Annotated in this window: 23 protein-coding genes; 15 read left to right on the forward strand and 8 right to left on the reverse strand. The window is 74.3% G+C overall.

Going from position 1 to position 17,964, the window contains the following annotated elements; genetic code table 11:
- Nucleotides 1-136: 136 nt before the first annotated feature.
- On the reverse strand, nt 137-235 hold the full coding sequence (locus tag ATL51_RS29680; RefSeq protein WP_322789665.1) for a putative leader peptide: 99 nt from the start codon (nt 233-235) through the stop codon (nt 137-139).
- A 296-nt stretch (nt 236-531) separates the two neighbouring features.
- Between ATL51_RS29680 and ATL51_RS28065 the strand changes: the two genes are divergently transcribed.
- The 7 genes from ATL51_RS28065 to ATL51_RS08145 all read left to right on the forward strand — a co-directional run bounded on the left by ATL51_RS28065 (nt 532) and on the right by ATL51_RS08145 (nt 6,821).
- Entirely contained in the window at nt 532-708 is a 177-nt protein-coding gene (locus ATL51_RS28065) for a hypothetical protein (RefSeq protein ID WP_157818268.1), read from the forward strand.
- A 198-nt stretch (nt 709-906) separates the two neighbouring features.
- A complete protein-coding gene (locus ATL51_RS08125) occupies nt 907-2,001 on the forward strand; it encodes an ABC transporter substrate-binding protein (protein WP_100878204.1) in 1,095 nt (364 codons plus the stop codon).
- 28 nt (nt 2,002-2,029) lie between these two features.
- Entirely contained in the window at nt 2,030-2,830 is an 801-nt protein-coding gene (locus tag ATL51_RS08130; protein WP_100878205.1) for an ABC transporter ATP-binding protein, read from the forward strand.
- Complete coding sequence (locus tag ATL51_RS08135) at nt 2,820-3,716, forward strand: ABC transporter permease (RefSeq protein WP_100878206.1); 897 nt, start codon at nt 2,820-2,822, stop codon at nt 3,714-3,716. The genes ATL51_RS08130 and ATL51_RS08135 overlap by 11 nt, the downstream gene beginning before the upstream one ends.
- 200 nt (nt 3,717-3,916) lie before the next feature.
- A complete protein-coding gene (locus ATL51_RS29845; RefSeq protein ID WP_374210257.1) occupies nt 3,917-3,982 on the forward strand; it encodes a putative leader peptide in 66 nt (21 codons plus the stop codon).
- 151 nt (nt 3,983-4,133) lie between these two features.
- Nucleotides 4,134-5,369 (forward strand): acyl-CoA dehydrogenase family protein, encoded by a 1,236-nt coding sequence (locus tag ATL51_RS08140; protein WP_100878207.1) that lies wholly within the window; start codon nt 4,134-4,136, stop codon nt 5,367-5,369.
- Between the two features lie 108 nt (nt 5,370-5,477).
- Nucleotides 5,478-6,821, forward strand: coding sequence for an NtaA/DmoA family FMN-dependent monooxygenase (locus ATL51_RS08145; RefSeq protein WP_100878208.1), 1,344 nt, complete (start codon nt 5,478-5,480; stop codon nt 6,819-6,821).
- A 27-nt stretch (nt 6,822-6,848) separates the two neighbouring features.
- Here ATL51_RS08145 and ATL51_RS08150 read toward each other — a convergent pair whose 3' ends face one another.
- Entirely contained in the window at nt 6,849-7,247 is a 399-nt protein-coding gene (locus ATL51_RS08150; RefSeq protein ID WP_157818269.1) for a DUF3040 domain-containing protein, read from the reverse strand.
- A 141-nt stretch (nt 7,248-7,388) separates the two neighbouring features.
- On the opposite strand from ATL51_RS08150, the gene mgtE reads away from it, so the two are divergent.
- Complete coding sequence (mgtE, locus tag ATL51_RS08155; protein WP_100878210.1) at nt 7,389-8,714, forward strand: magnesium transporter; 1,326 nt, start codon at nt 7,389-7,391, stop codon at nt 8,712-8,714.
- Here mgtE and ATL51_RS08160 read toward each other — a convergent pair.
- Together ATL51_RS08160 and ATL51_RS29340 are read right to left on the reverse strand one after the other, a co-directional pair.
- Nucleotides 8,678-9,766: a TerC family protein gene (locus tag ATL51_RS08160; RefSeq protein WP_100878211.1), complete on the reverse strand. Its 1,089-nt coding sequence runs from the start codon at nt 9,764-9,766 to the stop codon at nt 8,678-8,680. The two genes, mgtE and ATL51_RS08160, sit on opposite strands and share 37 nt — an antisense overlap.
- A gap of 295 nt (nt 9,767-10,061) precedes the next feature.
- A complete protein-coding gene (locus ATL51_RS29340) occupies nt 10,062-11,204 on the reverse strand; it encodes an SDR family NAD(P)-dependent oxidoreductase (RefSeq protein ID WP_100878212.1) in 1,143 nt (380 codons plus the stop codon).
- Nucleotides 11,205-11,329: 125 nt separating this feature from the next.
- Between ATL51_RS29340 and ATL51_RS08170 the strand changes: the two genes are divergently transcribed.
- Nucleotides 11,330-11,731 (forward strand): MerR family transcriptional regulator, encoded by a 402-nt coding sequence (locus ATL51_RS08170; RefSeq protein ID WP_100878213.1) that lies wholly within the window; start codon nt 11,330-11,332, stop codon nt 11,729-11,731.
- Here ATL51_RS08170 and ATL51_RS08175 read toward each other — a convergent pair.
- Nucleotides 11,728-12,000, reverse strand: a complete 273-nt coding sequence (locus tag ATL51_RS08175) for a hypothetical protein (protein WP_100878214.1) — start codon at nt 11,998-12,000, stop codon at nt 11,728-11,730. The two genes, ATL51_RS08170 and ATL51_RS08175, sit on opposite strands and share 4 nt — an antisense overlap.
- A gap of 205 nt (nt 12,001-12,205) precedes the next feature.
- On the opposite strand from ATL51_RS08175, the gene ATL51_RS08180 reads away from it, so the two are divergent.
- The 3 genes from ATL51_RS08180 to ATL51_RS08190 all read left to right on the forward strand — a co-directional run bounded on the left by ATL51_RS08180 (nt 12,206) and on the right by ATL51_RS08190 (nt 13,978).
- The gene (locus ATL51_RS08180; protein WP_100878215.1) at nt 12,206-12,388 is read left to right on the forward strand and encodes a YegP family protein; all 183 of its coding nucleotides are present in this window, start codon (nt 12,206-12,208) and stop codon (nt 12,386-12,388) included.
- A gap of 99 nt (nt 12,389-12,487) precedes the next feature.
- Entirely contained in the window at nt 12,488-12,985 is a 498-nt protein-coding gene (locus ATL51_RS08185) for a nuclear transport factor 2 family protein (protein ID WP_100878216.1), read from the forward strand.
- Between the two features lie 177 nt (nt 12,986-13,162).
- Entirely contained in the window at nt 13,163-13,978 is an 816-nt protein-coding gene (locus ATL51_RS08190) for a SigB/SigF/SigG family RNA polymerase sigma factor (RefSeq protein ID WP_073574367.1), read from the forward strand.
- A 40-nt stretch (nt 13,979-14,018) separates the two neighbouring features.
- On the opposite strand, the gene ATL51_RS08195 is transcribed toward ATL51_RS08190, so the two are convergent.
- Nucleotides 14,019-14,816: an SDR family oxidoreductase gene (locus ATL51_RS08195; protein WP_073574461.1), complete on the reverse strand. Its 798-nt coding sequence runs from the start codon at nt 14,814-14,816 to the stop codon at nt 14,019-14,021.
- Nucleotides 14,817-15,095: 279 nt separating this feature from the next.
- On the opposite strand from ATL51_RS08195, the gene ATL51_RS28955 reads away from it, so the two are divergent.
- Nucleotides 15,096-15,455 (forward strand): TraR/DksA family transcriptional regulator, encoded by a 360-nt coding sequence (locus ATL51_RS28955; protein WP_208622945.1) that lies wholly within the window; start codon nt 15,096-15,098, stop codon nt 15,453-15,455.
- A 65-nt stretch (nt 15,456-15,520) separates the two neighbouring features.
- Here the strand turns inward: ATL51_RS28955 and ATL51_RS08205 are convergent, their stop codons facing one another.
- On the reverse strand, nt 15,521-16,099 hold the full coding sequence (locus ATL51_RS08205) for a type 1 glutamine amidotransferase domain-containing protein (RefSeq protein ID WP_073574369.1): 579 nt from the start codon (nt 16,097-16,099) through the stop codon (nt 15,521-15,523).
- Nucleotides 16,100-16,257: 158 nt separating this feature from the next.
- On the opposite strand from ATL51_RS08205, the gene ATL51_RS08210 reads away from it, so the two are divergent.
- On the forward strand, nt 16,258-16,740 hold the full coding sequence (locus tag ATL51_RS08210) for a winged helix-turn-helix transcriptional regulator (protein WP_100878217.1): 483 nt from the start codon (nt 16,258-16,260) through the stop codon (nt 16,738-16,740).
- Nucleotides 16,737-17,264 (forward strand): PaaI family thioesterase, encoded by a 528-nt coding sequence (locus ATL51_RS08215; RefSeq protein ID WP_100878218.1) that lies wholly within the window; start codon nt 16,737-16,739, stop codon nt 17,262-17,264. Before ATL51_RS08210 ends, ATL51_RS08215 begins: the two co-directional genes overlap by 4 nt.
- 6 nt (nt 17,265-17,270) lie before the next feature.
- Here the strand turns inward: ATL51_RS08215 and ATL51_RS08220 are convergent, their stop codons facing one another.
- On the reverse strand, nt 17,271-17,831 hold the full coding sequence (locus ATL51_RS08220; protein WP_157818270.1) for a hypothetical protein: 561 nt from the start codon (nt 17,829-17,831) through the stop codon (nt 17,271-17,273).
- Nucleotides 17,832-17,964 lie beyond the last annotated feature (133 nt).

Here is a 17,964-nt window from a genome sequence, read left to right on the forward strand (position 1 = left end):
TCGCTTTCTCGTCGCCCGGGGGCACGACGGGACGAAAAGGACGTCGGGGCGGCGCGGGACGCGGCGGCCGGGACGGGTGGCCGTCGTGGACGGCCGGGGCGGGTCGGGTGGGCGGGGGTGCCCGGCGGGACGCCGGTCAGGCCCGACAGGTGGCGCCCGCGACCCGCATCAGGTCGACGTGGCGGCGGTACCGGGGATGGTGCGCGGCGCGCACCTGCTCGGCGACCGAGCGCATGGGATCCTCCATCGGACCCGGCTGGAGCACCCGCACCCGCCTGTGGCGGGGGGTTGCTGCGGCGTCGTCGAGCCGGGTCTCTCGGCCGCTCCGGATGGTGTGCGTCCCGACTGTAGGTATCCGGTGCCCGACGATGTCAACCCGCATCGCGATCGAGTGACCCGCACCGCAGCACACCTCCCGACCTGCGGAATCATCACCCGGATGCCGCGAAAGGTGTCCGGACAGCTCGCAACCGTTCCTGGTTGGTGGACTCCGGGTTGTCCGGAGAGGTGACCACCGCGCACCCTGGTCGGGTGACGACGAGCCAGCGGCGGCCCTCGCGCCCCGCACGGCTCGTGGGGGACGCGGCGGCCCCCGTCCCCCAGCGGCAGGCGCGCACCGCGTGGCACGCGGTGCCCCTGCGCCCGACCGGCCTGGAGCCGTTCTGGCCGAGCCGGCGCGCCCCCGCCTACAGCGAACTCTGTCGCTGACCGGTCCCCGTCCCGCAGGCCGTCACGCCACGCCCCCGGCGTGCGACGCACCCGCCGGACCGGGAACCGCCCGCCGGACACCACTCCGGCCCGCCACCCGTCCCGAACCCCGGCACGCCCTTCCAGGGCCCGCCGGCCCCGGCGCGCCGCGGTCGTCCCCGACCGCCCGCCATCCCCACGGAAGGACCCCGTTCCGCGATGTCCCCGCACGTCCTGCGCGCCGGATCCCGGGCGCGCACCGCCGCCGTCCTGCTCGCGCTCCTCACCGCGGTCGGGCTGCTGGCCGGATGCTCCCGCGCCGAGGAGAGCACCACCGCCGCGGGCGCCACCTCCCCCGCGACCGAGGTCCGCCTCGGCTACTTCCCGAACATCACCCACGCCCCCGCCCTCGTCGGCGTGAAGCAGGGCCTGTTCGCCGCCGAGCTGGGGAGCACGACGCTCGTCCCCCAGACGTTCAACGCGGGTCCGGACCAGGTCAACGCCCTGCTCGGCGGCTCGATCGACGTCGCGTTCATCGGCTCCGGCCCGGCGATCAACGCGTTCACCAAGTCCAACGGCGAGGCCGTGCGCCTCGTCGCGGGCTCCACCTCCGCCGGCGCCCAGCTGGTCACCCGGCCCGACATCACCTCGCCCGAGCAGCTCAAGGGCACGATCATCGCGACGCCCCAGCTGGGCAACACCCAGGACATCGCGCTGAAGACCTGGCTGTCGGAGAACAAGCTCCCGATCGGGCAGGGTCCGGACGCGGTGACGGTGCAGAACATCGAGAACCCGCAGACCCTCGACCTGTTCAAACAGGGCAAGGTCGCCGGCGGCTGGCTGCCCGAGCCGTGGAGCTCGCGCCTGGTCGACGCCGGGGCGAAGGTCCTGGTCGACGAGAAGTCCCTGTGGCCCGGCGGGAAGTTCCCGACGACCGTCGTCATCGTCCGGACCGAGTTCCTCCAGCAGCACCCCGAGACCGTCGAGGCGATCCTGCGCGGCGAGCAGAAGGCCATCGCCCTCATCCGCGACGACCCCGCGCAGGCGAAGACCGTCTCCAACGAGGCGATCGGCGAGATCACCGGCAAGCCGCTGGCGGCCACCATCCTCGACCGCGCGTTCACCGAGCTGTCCTTCGACTCCGACCCGCTCGCCTCGACCTTCCCCCAGCTGGCGAAGGACTCGGTCACGGCGGGCATCGCGAAGAGCGAGGCGGACCTGACCGGCTTCCTCGACCCGACCGCGGTCGATGCCGTCCGGACGAGCTCCGGGGAGGCCGCCGTGGACCCGGCCGGCCTCGCCGCCCGGAACTGACACCACCACCCACGAGGGGAACCCACCGATGACCGTCGACCTCACCACCCGACGTCCCCGGACCCGCGACACCGCGGTGGCGCTGTCCGGGGTCGCCAAGACCTTCGGCACCGGGCCGGGTGCGGTGACCGCACTCAACGGGATCGACCTGCAGGTCGGCGCCGGCGAGTTCGTCTGCGTGCTCGGCGCGTCCGGCTGTGGCAAGTCGACGCTGCTGAACCTGCTCGCCGGGCTCGACGCCCCGACGGCGGGCGAGGTCACGGTGGGGTCCGCCCGGCCGTCGTTCATGTTCCAGGAGGCCGCGCTCATGCCGTGGCTGACCGCGCTGCGCAACGTCGAGCTGCCGCTCAAGCTCGCCGGGCACGGCCGGTCGGCCCGGCAGGAGCGCGCCGAGGAGCTGCTGTCGCTGGTGCGCCTGGAGGGCATGGGCGGCAAACGTCCGCACGAGCTGTCCGGCGGCATGCGCCAGCGCGTGTCACTGGCCCGGGCACTCGCCGCCGCGACCGGTCTCGGCGAGGACCAGGGCACCGGCGGGCTGCTGCTGATGGACGAGCCGTTCGCGGCCCTCGACGCGATCACCCGCGACGTCCTGCAGGGCGAGCTCCTGCGCGTCTGGCGGGCCACCGGCACCACGATCGTGTTCGTCACCCACGACGTCCGCGAGGCGGTCCGGCTCGCCGAGCGGGTGGTCCTGCTGTCCTCGCGGCCCGGCACCGTGGTGCGGGAGTGGACGGTGCCCGCCGACGGCCACGACGCCGAGGCCCAGGCCGAGCTGCACGACGACATCACCGGACGACTGCGGCAGGTGATCACCAGCCATGCCGCGTGAGGACTCCTCGATGACGGTCGTCGAGAACGACCGGGACTCCGCCGCCGCGGTCGCCGGGCTCGACGCGCTCGACACCCCGGTCGAGCGGACGACACCGTGGTGGCAGCGGTTCCTGCGGACCTGGCTGCCGCCGCTGGTGGCGCTCGTCGTGATCGTGGTGGTCTGGCAGCTCGTATGGGCCTCGGCGGTCACGCCCGAGTACAAGCTGCCCGCCCCGGCCGACGTGGCCGCCGCGTTCGGCGAGACCGTCGCCAGCGGCGAGATCTGGTCGATCCTGTGGACCTCGGTCAGCCGGGCCGCCCTCGGCTTCCTGCTCGCCCTGGTGATCGCCACCCCGCTCGGTGTGGTGGTCGCGAAGGTGCCGGTGGTGCGTGCGGCGATCGGCCCGCTGCTCACCGGTCTGCAGTCGCTGCCCTCGGTGGCCTGGGTGCCGGCCGCGGTGCTGTGGTTCGGGCTGACCAACGCCACGATCTTCTTCGTGGTGCTGCTCGGCTCGGTGCCCTCGATCGCGAACGGCCTGGTCGCGGGCATCGACCAGGTGCCGCCGATCCTGCCCCGGGCGGGCCAGGTCCTGGGCGCGACGGGCTACCAGATGGCCCGCTACGTCCTGCTCCCCGCGGCGCTGCCCGGCTATCTGGCCGGCTGCAAGCAGGGCTGGGCGTTCTCCTGGCGGTCGCTCATGGCCGCGGAGATCATCGCCGCCGGTCCGGCGCTGGGCGTGGGGCTCGGCGCCTATCTGAAGAACGGCGCCGACGTGAACGACATCGTGCAGGTGTTCGCCGCGATCCTGCTGATCCTCATCGTCGGCATCGGTGTCGAGCTGCTGGTCTTCCGCCCGCTGGAGCGACGGGTCCTGCGCGCCCGGGGGCTGGCGCTCACCGTCTGACCCGGGCGACGCCCGCAGGATCGGCACGCCGTCCCGTCCATGCACCACGAACTGTCCACAGTAGCTCTCTCACACCTCGGGACACCTGTCCGGACGGCCGTGACCACGGCTCCCACCAGGCAGGACGCGAGTGATCCGGGTCGCCGGAGGCTTGGGCGGCGCCGAGGGTGACGGCTAGCGTGGCGACCGTGACCGGATCGGTGCTGCTGACCACGCGGGGGCATGTCGACCTCGCGCGCGTGGCGTCGGCACTCTGTCGACCCTGAGCCGTCGTCCCGAGGCGACCTCCCGAGTCGTTCCCGGGCGGTACCCGTCCCGCTCCGCGCGCGCCCGTCCGGCCCGCGCACCCCGCCGTGGCCCCGCCGTCGTCGCCCACCGCCGCGCGCCGCCGGTCGCCCCTCTCCGGAAGGACCATCCATGACCACCACCTCCCCCGCCCCCGCCGGCACCGACGGCCGCGCGGGCCGGACCGCCTGGACCGACGAGCAGCTCGACGCCGTCTTCGCGCCGGTGTTCGCGCGGATCGCCGAGGGCGCGGTGGCCCGCGAGCAGGGCCGCGCGCTCGCCCACGACGAGGTCGCCGCCCTGCGTGCCGAACGCTTCGGCGCGCTGCGGCTGCCCGTCGACCTCGGCGGCTACGGCGCCACCGTCCGCCAGCAGTTCCGGCTGCTCGTCGACCTGGCCGCCGCCGAGTCGAACCTGCCGCAGGCGCTGCGCGTGCACTGGTGGTACGTCGACGACCTGCTGCTCGCCGCCCCGGGCCCGGACCGCGACGCCCGGCTGGCCGCCGTCGCCGGGGGTGAGCTCGTCGGCAACGCCATCACCGAGCCCGGCGTCGGCGCGATCGACCGCTACCGGACCGCGCTGACCCCGGACGGCGCCGGCGGCTACCGGCTGAACGGCACGAAGTACTACTCGACCGGCAGCCTCTACTCCGACCGGATCCTCGTCGCCGCCGACCTCGACGGCGAGCGGGTCTCGGTGCTCGTCGACGGCGATGCCGAGGGAGTCGTCCAGCACGACGACTGGGACGGCTTCGGCCAGCGCCTCACCGCCAGCGGCACCACCGTGTTCACCGACGTCGCCGTGCCCGCCGACCGGGTCCTCGGTCCGGGCTACGGCTCCGCCGGCCGGTCCTGGGGCACGTCCTACCTGCAGCTCGTGCAGCTCGCCGTGCTGGCCGGCATCGCGCGGCGCGCCACCGACGACGTCGCCGGCTGGGTGCGGGAGCGCACCCGCACCTTCACCCACGCCGCGGCCGACCTGCCCCGCCACGACCCCCTGGTGCAGCAGGTCGTCGGGCGGCTGTCCGCCGCGGCGTGGTCGTCGCGGGCCCTGGTGCTGACCATCGCCGACCAGCTCGACCGGCTGCTCGACGCGGGCGGGGAGGACCCCGATCTGCTCGACCGCGTGGAGCTCGACGTCGCCCACGCCCAGGCCGCCGTCGTCCCGGCCGTGCTCGACGCCACCACCCAGCTGTTCGAGGTCGGTGGCGCGTCGATCACCTCGGAGAAGCTGCGCCTGGACCGGCACTGGCGCAACGCCCGGGTGATCTCCACGCACAACCCGCTGATCTACAAGCTGCAGACGATCGGGGACCACGTCCTCAACGGCACCGACCTCCCCTACGCCTGGAGCGCCGGCAAGCGATGACCCGCGGGGTCGGGGCCTCCGTCGTCCGCGACCACGCCGGGCGGGAACACGACCGGCCGCACGGTGTTGCACCGGTAGGAGACCGCTGAACCCCTCGGGAGGCCGTTCATGGCGCGCAAGCAGATCCACCTGGCCGCACACTTCCCGGGCGTCAACAACACCACCGTGTGGAGCGACCCGGCGTCCGGCAGCCACATCGAGTTCGAGTCGTTCGCGCACTTCGCGCGAACGGCCGAACGGGCGAGGTTCGACTTCCTGTTCCTCGCCGAGGGCCTGCGCCTGCGCGAGCACCGCGGGGAGATCTACGACCTCGACGTGATGGGCCGCCCGGACACGTTCACGGTCCTGTCCGCGCTGGCCGCGGTCACCGACCGGCTCGGCCTGGCCGGGACGATCAACTCGACCTTCACCGAGCCCTACGACGTCGCCCGCCAGTTCGCGTCGCTGGACCACCTGTCCGGCGGCCGGGCCGCCTGGAACGTGGTGACCTCGTGGGACGCGTTCACCGGCGAGAACTTCCGCCGCGGCGGCTTCCTGCCGAAGGAGAAGCGCTACTCCCGGGCCAAGGAGCAGCTGGCCGCGACCGCCGCGATCTGGGACTCGCGCACCGGTCCCGACGACCGCGGGGAGTTCGCCTTCACCTCCGACCAGTTCGACGTGCACGGCCGGTTCTCGCTGCCGCGCAGCCCGCAGGGCCGCCCGGTGATCCTGCAGGCGGGTGACTCCGAGGAGGGTCGCGAGTTCGCCGCCGCGTCGGCCGACGCGATCTTCTCCCGGCACGCCGAGCCGGAGGCCGGACGCGCGTTCCTCGCCGACGTGAAAGGCCGCCTCGCCCGCTACGGCCGGGCGTGGGACGACCTGAAGATCCTGCCCGCCGCGACGTACGTGCTGGGCGACACCGACGCCGAGGCCGCCGAGCGCGCCGAGGTGATCCGCTCCCAGCAGGTCAGCCCGCAGACCGCGATCGTGTTCGCCGAGCAGCTGTGGAACACCGACCTGTCCGGGCGCGACCCGGACGGCCCGCTGCCGGAGTTCGACCCGGTCGAGGGCGAGCTCGTGTCGAAGGGCCGGGCCAGCGTGCGCCAGTACCGGGACCCCAAGGCCGTCGCCGACCAGTGGCGCGCCCTCGCCGCGGAGAAGAACCTGTCCCTGCGCGAGACGGTGATCGAGGTGACCGGCCGGCACACCTTCGTCGGGAGCCCGCGGACGGTCGCCGACGCGATCGACGACGCCGTGCAGTCCGACGCCGCGGACGGCTACGTGCTGGTCCCGCACGTCACCCCGGGCGGGCTCGACGAGTTCGCCGACCGGGTCGTGCCGCTGCTGCAGGAGCGCGGGTCGTTCCGCACCGAGTACACCGGGACGACGCTGCGTGAGCACCTCGGGCTCCCGGCCGTCCGCTCGACGACCGACCCGACCGAGGCGGCGACGGCGGCCCCGTCCACGACCTGACCGCGCTCCCGCCGCACCGGGCGCAGGTCAGGTGCGCTCGTCGTCGCGGCCCTCGGCCTGCTCCCGGGCGGCGTTCTCCCGGTGTGCCCGGACGGCGATCCAGGCCATCGCGGCCGGGATCCCGAGCAGCAGCCCGAACGACAGCAGCCCGGCGACCCAGTCACCCGGCACGATCACCAGCACGATCACGGTGATCGCGACGGCCTGCAGGATCCGGTCCGCGCGGCCGCCCGCGGCGCGCGTGGGCCGGTGCGGTGCGGTCAGCTCGGTGTCCAGCTCCGGGTCGGAGCGGCGCAGCTCCTGTTCCAGGCCGGAGAGCCGGAGCTCCTCGTCGCGGTCCAGGGGGCGCGCCACCGGGCGTGGGTCGGGGTCGCCGGTCCCGCCGCCGGGCGACGGGGGCGGCAGGGGCGGGGGTGTGACGGACATCGTGACCTCCTCGGTGCCACCGACCGGGTTCCCGCTCCCGGGGGCGGTCATCCGGGATGTGCGGTAGACGTCACCGATCCTACCGAAACGGACATAGTCCCGCCGCTGCACGCTGCAGGACCCGGCGGCAGGATCGTCCGCATGGAACGCTGGACCGATCTCGTCGAACGCCACGACCCCGCCGGAGTCCTCAACCGGCTCGACGGACGGCCCGCCCACGAGATCGCCGACGCGCTGGCCCGGATGGAACCGGTCGACGCGGGCTGGGTGTTCCGGCTGCTCGGCAAGGACCGCGCGCTCGACGTGTTCGAGGAGCTCGACCCGGTCGACCAACAGGAGCTGCTGGCGGGGCTGCGCGACGACGCGGTGACCGCCCTGGTCGAGGACATGGACCCCGACGACCGCGCCCGGATGCTCGGCGAGGCGCCGGCCAAGGTCGCGAACCGGGTGCTGGCCGGGCTGTCGGCCGGGGAACGGTCGATGACCGCGGCGCTGCTCGGCTACCCCGACGGCTCGGTCGGGCGGGTGATGACGCCGGAGACCGTCGCCGTGCCGCTGCACAGCAGCGTCACCGAGGCGCTGGCCGTCGTGCGGCGCAAGGGTGCGCAGGCCGAGACCGTGTACACCCTCGCCGTCACCGACGCCGGGCGCCGGGTGATCGGCACCGTCTCGCTGCGCGACCTGGTGCTGGCCCGGCCGGACGTCGCCGTCGCCGACCTCGTCGACGACGGGGCGCCGCGGGTGCGGGCCACCGACGCCGCCGAGGACGCCGCACGCCTGATGGGCGAGGCGAACCTGCTCGACCTGCTGGTCGTCGACTCGGAGGATCGGCTGCTGGGCCTGCTGACGATCGACGACGCCGTCGAGATCCTGGAGCGCGCCGACACCGAGGACGTCGCCCGCCAGTCCGGCGCGGCGCCGTGGTCGGGCCACTACATGTACGTGCGGGTCACGAAGCTGGCGCGCACCCGCGCGGTGTGGCTGGCGGTGCTGCTGCTCGCCGCGGTGCTGACGGTCAACGTGCTGCAGATCTTCGAGGACGCACTCGAGCAGGTCACCGCGCTGGCGCTGTTCATCCCGCTGCTCGTGGGCACCGGCGGCAACGCCGGTGCCCAGTCCGCGTCGGCGGCGGTCCGGGCGATCGCCGTCGGGGAGGTGCGCCTGGCCGACCTGCCCGCCGTGGTGTGGCGGGAGCTCCGGGTCGGGCTGCTGCTGGGCACCCTGCTCGGTGCGCTGGGGCTGGCCGTCGCGTCGCTGCTGGTCGGGGTCCAGGTCGCCGTCGTGGTGGCGGTGACGCTGGTGGCGATCTGCGGCTGGGCGGCGACGGTGGGCGCGACGATGCCGTTGCTGGCCCGCCGGGTCGGGATCGACCCGGCGGTGGTGTCCGCTCCCCTGGTCACGACGCTCGTCGACGCGACCGGGCTGCTGATCTACTTCTCGGTCGCCCGGGTGGTGCTGGGGATCTGATCCGCGTCCACGGTCGCGTCGTCCGCACCGTCGGTGTCGGGTCCGGCGACCTCCGGGGCTGCCGGGGCGGCCGCGGCGCGGCGCCGGGAGACGACCAGGCTCGCGACGGCGGCGACGGCGATCGTCCCGGTGATGACCAGCAGCGACAGCCAGATCGGCACCTCGGGCACCGGCACCGGCTGCCCGTCGTTGATGAACGGCACGTTGTTCTCGTGCAGCGCGTGCAGGGTGAGCTTCACGCCGATGAACGCCAGGATCACCGCGAGGCCGTGCGCCAGGTAGATCAGGCGCTCCAGCAGCCCACCGATGAGGAAGTACAGCTGGCGCAGGCCGAGCAGGGCGAAGGCGTTCGCGGTGAACACCAGGAACGGCTCCTGGGTGAGGCCGAAGATCGCCGGGATCGAGTCGAACGCGAACAGCAGGTCGGTCAGCCCGATGGCGACGATGACCAGCGCCATCGGGGTGAGGAGCCGCTTGCCGTCGACGCGGGTGACGAGCTTCGCGCCGTCGTACTCGGTGGAGGTGGGCAGCACCTTGCGGACCAGGCGGATCAGCTTCGAGTCACCGGCGTCGGCCTGCTCGTGGTCGTCGGAGGACATCGCCTCGCGGATCTGGGACCAGGCGAGCCAGAACAGGATGACCGCGAACAGGTAGAAGACCGCGACGAACTGCTCGATGATCACCGCGCCGACCGCGATGAACGCACCGCGCATGACGATCGCGATCGCGATGCCGATCAGCAGCACCTTCTGCTGGTGCACCTTCGGCACCGCGAAGCTGGTCATGATCAGCAGGAAGACGAACAGGTTGTCGACCGACAGGGCCTTCTCGGTCAGCCAGCCGGCCATGTACTCGCCGCCGTACTGCCAGCCCGAGAAGACGCCGACACCGACGCCGAACAGCAGGGCGATCGCGATGTAGCCGGCCGACCAGATCGCCGACTCGCGCAGCGTGGGCTCGTGCGGGTCACGGGCGTGCCCGACGAAGTCGAACACGAGCATGCCGACGACGACGGCGAGCGTGGCCAGCCACGCCCAGAGGGGAACGTTCACGGCGGGGTCCTCCAGCGCAGGTAGGGACGCTGAAGGTCTCCTCCGCCCGCCGCGGTGACCGCGGTGGACCGGCGCAACCGGGACCGGCTCGGGCCGGTGCCGTGATGACGGCGACGCCGTGTTCGGGAGTACTCCCCTTCGACTGTGCAGAACGCTAGGGCATGGCCCCGGGTTCCGACAGTGGGGGGTACGCGAGCCTCGTCACATCTGTCCGTTTCCGCCGACGACCTCCCGGGCAGCGCCGTCGTCGTGGGCCCGCAGGGTGGCCGCGGGACCGGCGAGCGTGGCGCGGGCCTCAACCTGCGGCGAGCCGGACGGTCGCGGCGTCGCGGGCCGGCTGCACCGGACGCGGGGCGGCGGGCAACCTGCGGACGGCGGCGCGGGCCGTCGCGGAGGCGGCCGCCCGCGCGGCGGCCGGGCGGACCGGGGCGGCCCCGGTCCCGGTCCCGGTCCCGGCCGGACGGGTCACGACAGGCAGCGGGCCGGTACCCGACACGCGCGGCGCCGGGAAGGTCGCGGCGGCGACGTGCGCGGGCCGCGCCGGCTCCTCGGGCAGGACCGGCGGCACCGGCGTCGCCGGGCCCACCTCGTGCACCGTGACAGCCGGCTGCCGGGCCGGGGCGGGCGCGTCACGGAACGGCGTCGGGACCGGCGACGGCCGGGTGTGCCCGCTCCCCCGCTCCAGGCGCTCGCAGCGCTCCCGGCCCCGGCCCGCCACCCGTGCGGCCAGCCGCAGCGCGGTGCGCGGCGCCTCCAGGTAGCCGACCAGCGCCCGGTACACCCAGCCCGGCGCGGACAGCGTGCGGCCGCGGGCGAGGTCGTCGAGCGAGCGGCGCACGACATCGCGGGGGTCGAGCCACAGCGGGCCCTGCGGGTCGTCGTCGGTCCGGATCCGGCCCGCGGCGACAGCGGTGACGGTGACGCCGGTGCCGTGAAGCGACGCTGCGACGGTGTCGCTGAACGCCAGCACCCAGGACTTCGACGCGCCGTAAGCGTTGCCGCCCGAGGCCAGGTACCCGGCGAAGCTCGCGATGTTGAGCACGCCGCCGCGGCCGCGGGCGGTCATCGCCGGGACCGCGGCGCGGGTGAGGCGCATCAGGGCCGTCACGTTGAGGTCGATCTCGCCGGTCAGCGCCTCGACCGGCGCCTCGGCGAAGACCGCGTCGGTCTCGACGCCCGCGTTGTTGACCAGTAGCTCGATCGGCAGGTCCCGGTCGGTGATCCGGCGCTCGACGGCGGCCAGCCCGGCCGGCTCGGTGAGGTCGGCGGGCAGGACCTCGACGATGGCGCCGGTGGCGCGGCCGATCCGCTCGGCGACGTCGGCGAGGCGGGCGGCGTCGCGCGCCACGAGGACGACGGACCATCCGCGCTCGGCGAGCTCGTGGGCGTAGACGGCGCCGAGCCCGCGGCTCGCTCCGGTGACCAGTGCAGTCGGCATGTCGACGACGGTAGGGACGGTTCGCTGTGGCGCCCCTGAGAAGGCCCGCCCCGCTGAGAGCCCGCTGAGACCGGCCCGGGCCCGGCGGTACGGTCGGGGCCGCACGGTCGAGGGGAGATGGTGTCGTGCAGCAGATCGGTGAGGTGGCCACGCGTGTCGGGCTGTCGCTGCGCACCATCCGGCACTGGGACGAGCTGGGGCTGGTCACGCCGTCGGCCCGCAGCACCGGCGGCTTCCGTCTCTACACCGAGGACGACGTCGAGCGCCTGCGGTTCGTCAAGACGCTCAAGCCGCTCGACCTCGGCCTGGACCAGATCCGCGCGCTGATGGCGGTGATCGACGGTGCCCGAGCCGACCTCGACGCGGGCCGTCCGGTCGGCGACGACGCCCGGGACCGGCTGGCGCTCTACCGCACCGCCGCCGAGTCGCAGATCGAGGCGCTGCACGCCCGGATCCACGGGCTGGAGCTGCTCTCCCGCGAGCTGCGGGCGCTGTCCGAGCCGCGGACCGGCGACGCGGACGACTAGCGCGGCGACGGCAGTCCGCGCACCGCGCCGAGGTCCTCGGGTACGTCGACGTAACGCCACAGGTCGTCCAGCCCGGTCAGCGGGCGGTCCGGCAGGGCGGCGTCGAGCACCTCGTACAGGCGGGCCCTGGCGTCCTCGGCGCGGGCCGCGGCCAGCAGCGCCGCACGCGGTACCGGGCCGTGGCCGAAGAGCTCGCCCACGAAGTCCAGCACCTCGACCCGGGTGACCGGTACCCGATCGGGGTCGGCGGGCCGGTCGTCCTGACCCACGACACCCTCCTCTCACCGCCGGGACGGCCCGGGAAGTGCACCGGCCGGACCGTCGAAGGACCGGACTCTACCCTCACACGCCGGGAGGGTTGTCCGGCCCGCCCCGTCGAGCGGCACACTCCGTTGCCCGTCACGACGTCATCGGGGCTGACGTGCGCGCCCATCCGCACCGACCAGCGGTGGTCGATCGAGGCGGGGAGGCCCTGTGGCAGGCAAGTTCGAGGTGTACGAGGACCGGGGCGGAAAGTTCCGGTTCCGGCTGAAGGCGAGCAACGGGCAGGTCGTCGCCGTCGGCGAGGCCTACGAGAGCACGTCGGCCGCCCACAAGGGCTGCGAGGCGGTCCAGCGCGCCGCCGAGGGCGCCACCGTCGTCGAGACCGACGCCTGAGCGGACCTGGCGGGGCCGGTGTCGCGGCCCCACCGGCAGCCCGCCGGACGCGTCCGGTCCGAGACGGGTCGGAACGCCTCCGGCGGGTAGTCGCACACCATGCAGCGACACATCGCACCGGACGACTCCGCACCCGCCGGCGCCGCGCCCGGCGACACACCGCGCGGGGACCACCCCGGCCCCGACGACACGGCACTCATCGACCGGCGGGTCCGCGCCTTCGCCGACGCACTGCAGGCGTTCGAGCGGGACGGCGGGGCGGAGGACCTGCTCGCCCGCTTCCGCGACGGCGCCACGGCCGAGCGCCTCGACGGCTGCGGGGCCCGCACCGACCTCGGAGCGTTCTGGCAGGAGTACCTCTCCCCGTTCGACCACGTCGCGACGACCTTCCGCCACGCTGTGCAGACCAGGGACTCCGTCGCGCTGGAATGGCACAGCGACGCCGTACTCGCCGGGGGCGGCCCGGTGACCGTGCGCGGTGTCACCGTCCTCGATCTCACCGACGCCACCGACGACGACGGTTCGGGCACGGTCACCGCCCTGCGCACCTACTACGACACCGCGGTGTTCGTGACGCCGCCGCACGCCCGGGCCTGAACCGCACCGCGGTCCCCCGCCCCGGGTTGTGGTCCGTCCGGGCCGTGGTTACGGTCGAGCTCCCGGCACCGGGCACGCAGGACACCGCCGACGCGGGTCCGCCGCCCACCGGTCCACACGAGATCCGTTCAACCGTGCAGCGGACCCCGCACCTGCCATCGGCGATTGCGAGGGACCATGCAGAGTCCCACTCTCTCCACCCGGCCCACGACGACCACCCGCGACGGCCGACGGGGCTACGACGACCTCATCCCCGATCTCGACCAGCTGGCCGGGACCGAACCGGGCACGCCGGGCCGCGATGCGTTGCGCGAGTACGTGATCCGCGAGTTCCGTCCACTCGTGCGCAACCTGTCCCGGCGCTTCGCCGCCCCCGGCCGGGGCGTCGAGGACATCGAGCAGGCCGGCATGCTCGGTCTGGTCAAGGCGGTCGACCGCTACGACCCGTCGTCGGCGACCGGCGGCCCCCTCGGCTACCTGGTCCCGAGCATCCGCGGCGAGATGAAGCGCCACCTGCGGGACTACTCCTGGGCGGTGCGGGTCCCGCGCGACCTGAAGGAGCTCGCCGTCACCGTCGGCCGGGTCGCCGACGAGTTGGGGCAACGGCTCGGCCGCCCGCCCCGCCCCTCGGAGATCGCGACCGAGGTCGGCGTACCGATCGGCGAGGTCGTCGATGCGCTCGGTGCGCTGGAGTCGCACCACGCCAAGTCCCTGGACGCGCCGGTCGGTGACGACGGTTCCGGTGAGGGCCTGTCGCTCGCCGAGCGGATGGGCTCCGAGGACCCGGCGCTGGACCTCGCGGCGCACGGCCCCGGGATGCGTGCGGCACTCAACGAGCTGCCCGAACGGGAGCGTCGGATGCTGGTCCTGCGCTTCTACGGCGACCGGACCCAGTCCCAGATCGCCACCGAGCTGGGCATCTCGCAGATGCACGTCTCGCGGCTGCTGTCACGGACCCTGGCGCGGCTGCGCGAGCGGCTGGCCGACGACTGAGGAGCCCCGCCGGGCCGCCGGCGCGGCGGGGCCCGGACGCTCAGCCCGGCAGGGTCTCCCCGCCGACCGGTGCGAGCACCTCGCCGGTGTAGTACGACGAAAGCCGCGGCGCCGCGAAGAACACGAAGGACGGCGCGATCTCGTCCGCGGACGCGGGACGCCCCATCGGGGTCTGCTCGCCGAACCCGTCGACCTTGTCGGGCGGCATCGTCGCCGGGATCAACGGCGTCCACACCGGACCCGGGGCGACGCAGTTGACCCGGATGCCGCGGGGGGTCAGCGACTGCGCGAGCGAGTAGGTCAGCGACTGCACCGCGCCCTTGGTGGCCGAGTAGTCGATGAGGCTCTTGTTCCCGCGCAGGCCGTTGATCGATCCGGTGTTCACGATCGCGCCGCCGTCGGGCAGGTGCTCCAGGGCCGCCTTCGTCACCCGGAAGTAGCTGTGGATGTTGACCTCGAAGGTCCGCAGCCAGGCGTCGTCCTCGATGTCGGTGAGCGCGTCGACCGGTTCCTGGGTGGCGATGTTGTTCACGACGGTGTCGAGCGCGCCCAGCTCCTCGACGGTGCGCCGCACGATGTCGGCACAGTGCGCGGCGTCCCCGAGGTCACCGGGGAGGGTCAGGCAGCGCCTCCCCTCGGCGCGGACGAGCCCGGCGGTGTGCTCGGCGTCGTCGTGCTCCTCCAGGTAGGCCAGGGCGACGTCGGCGCCCTCCTTGGCGAACGCGACGCACACCGCGCGCCCGATGCCGGAGTCACCACCGGTGACCAGGGCGACGGTGCCGGCGAGCAGGTCGCGGCCCTGGTAACCGCGCATCTCGTCGCGGGGACCGGGGTCCATCGCGCCGGTGTCGCCGGGCGGGCTCTGCTGCTGGGCGGGCGGGCTGTCGGACACGGGGCTCCCTCTCGATCGGTCCGTGACCGGCGACGGGACGAGCCCGCCGACGGGCCGGGACGGTGCGCCGGCGGGTGCGGCCGAAGGGGGACCACGGCCGCACCCGTCGGCCACGCCGCGCCTACCCGCGTCGCCCGGGGCGAAACGGCTGCGTGTGCGCGCCCGCCGGTGGGGTAGTCCGGTCCCCGTGCGGCCGTCCGGTCGCGCGGCACGAGAGGAGACCCGATGGACGCGGAGCGGGCACGCACCCTGCTGACCGACGAACTGGACCAGCTGGAGGGCAGCTCGGCGGTGACCGAGCGGCCGGCGCCGGGTGACGACCGCGTCGGCGAGGGTCTCGACTTCGGCGACGAGGGCGCGCGGGCCTACGAGACCATGGCCTACGACCTCGACGAGAACACCCGCCGGGCCCGCACCGCGCGGGTCCGGGCAGCGCTGACCCGTCTGGACAAGGGTGAGTACGGACGCTGCGACGTGTGCGGCGAGCAGATCGACGACGAGCGGCTGGAGGCGCGCCCCGACACCGACCGGTGCCGCGACCACCCCGAGGACGCCGCGCAGATGGCCGGCCCCGTCGAGGGCTGACCCGGTACGCGGACGGGCCCGGCACCCGCTCGGGATGCCGGGCCCGTCGACGTCGTGCGGGTGGGTCAGGCGGTCGCACCCTCCGGGTGCACCGGGTGCTTCCCCTCGGCGAACTCCTCGATCAGCTTCGCGCAGAACGCGTCGAGGTCGTCGGGGTTGCGGCTGGTGACCAGGCCCTTGTCGTTCACGACCTGCTCGTCGACGACGGTCGCGCCTGCGTTGCGCAGGTCGGTCCGGATGCTCGGGAACGACGTGAGGGTGCGGCCCTTCACCACGTCGGCCTCGACCAGCGTCCACGGGCCGTGGCAGATCGCGCCGACCGGCTTGCCCGCCGTGAAGAAGGCCTTCACGAACGCCACGGCGGTGGCGTCGGCCCGGAGGTTGTCCGGGTTCACGGTGCCGCCGGGCAGCACCAGGGCGTCGTACTCGTCGGCGGACACGTCGGCGACGGCCCGGTCGACGTCGAGCTTCTCGTCCGGGTTGATGTCGGCCGACATCGACTGGATCGGGTCCGTGGACAGCGAGACCACCTCGACCCGGGCGCCGGCCTTCTGCAGCTCCTCGCGGGGCTGGACCAGCTCGACCTTCTCCACGCCGTCCGCGGCCAGGATCGCGACGGTCCGGCCCTGCAGTTCGTTCGCCACCGTGGGTTCCTCCTCGGTCTCGTGCTCGTGCGTTGTCCCCTCCCGGCTTCCCGCTGTGGGCACGGTCAATCGCGCACGACGGGACCGGGCACTGTCGCCGTCCACCGCGCCGGGCTACCCTGCCCCCTGAGTAGCGCGGCGACACCCAGGAGGCGGAGATGGACGCACGGACGGCGGCGGCGTCCCAGGTGTGCTCGGTGGCCCGCACCGCGGCGCTGCTGGCCGACCCGTGGACGGTGCTGCTCGTGCGCGACCTCGGCCGCGGGGTCGCCCGCTTCGACGAGCTGGCCCGCGGCCTGGGCGTCGCACGCACCGTCCTGAGTCGGCGGCTGTCCGAGCTGGTCGGCGACGGCGTCGTCGAACGGGTGGACTACCGCGAGCCCGGCGCCCGGACCCGCGCCGAGTACCGCCTGACCCGCCGCGGCCGCGACCTGGGCGTGGTCCTGGCCGCGCTCATGGACTTCGGCGACCGGCACCTCGCCGGCGACGCCGGCCCGCCCGTGGTCCGCGTGCACACCGGCTGTGGTGCCCCGGTGCGCCTGGTGAGCGTGTGCACCGCCGGACACCGCCTGGGTCGCGGCGACGACGTCCACCTCGAACCGGGCCCCGGAGCCCCCGTCCCCGAGCAGGAGCCACGATGACCTCCGCAGCAGAACCCACGGCCGGTCCGGCCACCGCCACGCGCCGCCGCGAGCACGAGTGGACCGACCCGATGGTGCTCGCCGCCGCCGCGTCCGGTCTGGACGGACTGGAGTACCTGCGCCGGATCGTCGACGGCCGCCTCCCCGGGGCGCCCGTCGCGAGCCTCGTCGGGTTCCGTGCCGTCTCCGCCGAGCACGGGCGCGTCACCTTCGCCTTCGAACCCGGCGAGCACCAGTACAACCCGATCGGCTCGGTGCACGGCGGGGTGTACGCCACGCTGCTCGACTCCGCCTGCGGGTGCGCGGTGCACTCCACGCTCCCCGCCGGGACCGGCTACACCAGCCTGGACCTGTCGGTGCGCTTCCTGCGCCGGATCACCGTCGACACCGGCACCGTGACGTGCACCGGCCACGTCGTGCAGGCCGGGCGCCGCACCGCGCTGGCGCGGGCCGAGCTGACCGACGCCGGGGGCCGGCTGCTGGGCGAGGCCACGTCGAGCTGCCTGATCCTGCCCGGCGACTGAGCCGTCTCAGCGCGGCGCGACCGGGCCCTGGGTCGGCGCGCTGCCGGAGCGGTCGGTGCGCTGCGCGGCCTCCACGCAGGTCGCGGAACGGACCGCGCCGGCCGCGTCCGGGCCGGTGGCGTAGAGCGACGGCCCGGGGAGCCCGGGAGTGAGGGCGCGCGCGTCGTCGGTGACGGCGGCGAAGCCCTGCCGCCCCCACACCCAGACGGCGCGGTCCCCGGCGCCGCGCAGCGTGCCGGTGATCGGCGCCGAGACGAACGTGAGGTCCCCGTCGGTCGCGGTGAACCGGTCGGCGCCGGGCACCGCACCGACCGGGAGCGCCCCGGACAGCGCGTCGACGAGGGTCCCGCGGGCGGGGGTGCACGAACGCAGCGCGGCGGGCGGGTCGTCGACGGCGAGCCGGGCGAACTCGGTGGCCGGGTCGATCTCGCGGGACGCGCGCGCCTCCCCCGGTGCGACGAGCGCGCCGAACCCGACGACGACGGCGGCCAGCACACCGGCACCCACCAGCAGGACCCCGGCACACCAGGCGACGGTCCGCAGGACCACCGACCCGGATCCGCTCATGGCACCAATCTATCCGCGCACCGGGGTATCGGCCCTGCGGAAACATGATCGGTTATCGAGCGGTGACACCGGCCGGGTCGCGCACGGCCCCGATCGGGTCGGCGCAGTTCCGTTCCGCATTCGTATGGGGTAG

Origin of the sequence: Pseudonocardia alni (assembly GCF_002813375.1) — a bacterium.
Taxonomy (GTDB): domain Bacteria; phylum Actinomycetota; class Actinomycetes; order Mycobacteriales; family Pseudonocardiaceae; genus Pseudonocardia; species Pseudonocardia alni.